Genomic DNA, 2979 nt, shown 5'->3' with positions numbered 1-2979 from the left:
GGTGACCAACACGGGCAACGTGACCCTGAGCAATGTAGTGATAGACGATGCGTTGACCGGATCTGTGGCGTTGGCTGTGAGTCCGTCTACCTTGGCTCCGGGCGCGACCGGTACCGCTACGGCGACGTACACGGTAACCCAGGCTGATATGGACGCAGGTGAGATTGTGAACGTTGCTACGGCTACGGGTACAGCCCCTGACGAGACTACGGTTAACGATGAGGATACCGTAACGATAGATGTAACTGAAGCGGCGAGCATCGACTTGGTGAAGACTGCTGATAAGTCAAGTGTATCTGCAGCCGGTGAGGTAGTGACTTACACCTTCACGGTTACCAACACGGGCAACGTGACCTTGACTAATGTAGTAATAGACGATGCATTGACCGGATCTGTGGATCTGGCGGTGACTCCATCTACCCTGGCTCCGGGCGCGACCGGTACCGCTACGGCGACGTACACGGTAACCCAGGCTGATATGGATGCGGGAGAGATCGTGAACGTTGCTACGGCTATGGGCACAGCTCCTGACCAGACTACGGTATCTGATGAGGATACGGTGACTGTAGGCGTGACCGAGTTGCCTTCGATTGACCTTTTGAAGATAGCGGACCGTGAAGAGGTTCTGTTGGCCGGTGATGAGATTGTGTACACCTTGACGGTTACGAATACGGGTAACGTGACGCTTACAGGAGTGACGGTAAGTGATCCGTTGACCGGATTGGATCATGCAGTGGGTACACTGGGAGTTGGAGAGAGTGTTGCGATTCCGACCAGCTATGTGGTGACCCAGGATGATGTGGATGCGGGAGAGATTGTGAACGTGGCTGCTGCTGCGGGAACTTCCCCTGCGGGTACGGAGGTGAGTGACGAGGCCGAGGAGGTAGTTACCGCGATCCAGAACCCGGACATTGAGATAGATATTACAGATAATGATGCGAACATCACCGAGGACGGTGAGGAGATCACGTATACGATCACGGTTACGAACACGGGTAACGTGACGCTGACCGATGTGACGATCGTGGATACCGAGACCGGTTTGGTGATCAACGTCGGGGAACTGAAGCCGGGTGAGAGCAAGTCGGTTGACACGACCTACCCTGTAGACCAGGATGACGTGGACAGCGGCAGCGTGACCAACGAGGCATCGGTTACCGGAGACAGTCCGAACCAGGGAGACGACAACCCTACGGACGTGGACGAGGTGACCACACCGATCAACCCTATGCCTTCCGTGGTGATCACCAAGGCTGCCGACAAGGCAGAGATCAAGGCGATCGGAGAACAGGTGGTGTACACCTTGACGGTTACGAATACGGGCAACGTGACGCTGACCGATGTGACGGTAACGGATCCGTTGACCGGATTGGAAGAGAACCTTGGCACATTGGCGCCGGATGAGGTAAGGACGATAGAGACGGTTTACACGGTTACCCGTGAGGACCTGTTGAGCGGTTCTTTGGTGAACGTGGCGGCAGTGACCGCAACGGCACCGGATGAGAGCCAGGTTGGGGACCAGGACGATGTGACTGTGGGAGTTGGACCGAACGAGATCATTGCCAACGACGATGACTTTGGAACCTACTTTGTGAGCTACGGCGGCAGACTGGGCAACATTCTGGACAACGATTTGCTGGACGGACAGCGTCCGGATCCTGCGGACGTGGACTTCGAGTTCACCGAGCTGGACGGCGTGATCGGTCTGTTGATCGACGAGAGCGGAGAGCTGAGCCTGATTCCGGGCGTGAACGAGCAGCGGGAGTACAGACTGGAGTATACGCTCCGTGAGGTACGCTTCCCTGACAACAGCGACGATGCGGTTGTGATCTTCAGATTGCTGAACGACGACGTGAACCTGAGCATCACCAAGGAAGCCCTACAGGACGAGGTGTTCGAGGGAGACGAGTTTGACTACGAGATCGTGCTGAGCAACATAGGCGGCACGGATGCCTACAGCGTGGTGGTGACCGACGAGTTGCCGAACGGGGTGAGCTATGTGAGCTCCACGGTAGTGAGCAACGGCAGCAATGCGGATGTGAGCATGACGGTGACGGGCAACAGGGTTACCTGGACGATACCGTTCTTCGCGGCGGACGCGAGCATCACCTTCCGTGTGAGGGTGAAGGCCGGTGCGGCGGGTACGGTTACCAACACGGTAGTTGTTGGAGCGGATGCCGAGGATACGGACGAGTCTGACAACCAGGCGAGCGACGTGACGGTGATCCAGCCGTTCCACATCCCGAACGTGATCACGCCGAACAACGACGGTGACAACGACAGCTTCGAGATCCAGGGACTGGGCAAGTTTGTGAGCAACAGCATCACGATCTTCAACCGATACGGTGACCATGTTCTGGAGCAGGATGACTACCGCAACGACTGGACGGCCAACGGCCAGGTAGCGGGTACCTACTTCTATGTTCTGACGGCGGTAGACAGCACGGGAAGGGAGCATACCTTCAAGGGCTGGATCCAAGTAATCAAAGACTAACCAATAAGCGTTATGAAAACTACTTTTAAAATCATTGGAATGACCTTTCTGGTGGCCTTGATGGCCACCGGGGGGACTTTTGGACAGCAGCTCCCCCAGTTCAGCCAATACATATTCAACGGGTTGCATGTGAACCCGGGCTATGCGGGCTACAAGGGCGAGCCCTACATCCAGTCGACCTACCGGAACCAGTGGGTGAACTTTCCCGGGGCTCCGAAGACCTTCACGCTGACCGCTGACCTGAGCGCGAACGAGGGGACGATGGGTTTTGGGGTTTCGGTGCTGTCCGACCAGCTGGGTCCTACCAAGACGACTGGGGGCCTGCTGACCTACGCATACAGGATACAGACCGGCTCCAAAGGGTTCCTGGGTTTGGGAGCCAGTGTCGGATTTTCGGAATATTCGATAGACGGCAGCGAGCTGGACCCGAACGACTATCCCGACTCGGAGATTCCGATGGGGAGGGTGAACACGTTCACGCCGAA

Annotated in this window: 2 protein-coding genes; both read left to right on the top strand. The window is 56.6% G+C overall.

The window, feature by feature from the left end; genetic code table 11:
• Positions 1 to 2494 (top strand): gliding motility-associated C-terminal domain-containing protein (locus tag P2G54_RS16425; RefSeq protein ID WP_275872652.1); only part of this gene is annotated, 2494 nt, incomplete at its 5' end.
• A 12-nt stretch (positions 2495 to 2506) separates the two neighbouring features.
• The coding region (locus P2G54_RS16420; RefSeq protein WP_275872651.1) for a PorP/SprF family type IX secretion system membrane protein at positions 2507 to 2979 on the top strand (473 nt) is incomplete at its 3' end.

The organism is Algoriphagus sp. CAU 1675 (assembly GCF_029222925.1).
GTDB lineage: Bacteria > Bacteroidota > Bacteroidia > Cytophagales > Cyclobacteriaceae > Algoriphagus.
Note: the sequence above shows the minus strand (reverse complement) of the source record. Positions and strands in the feature narration are given on the sequence as shown.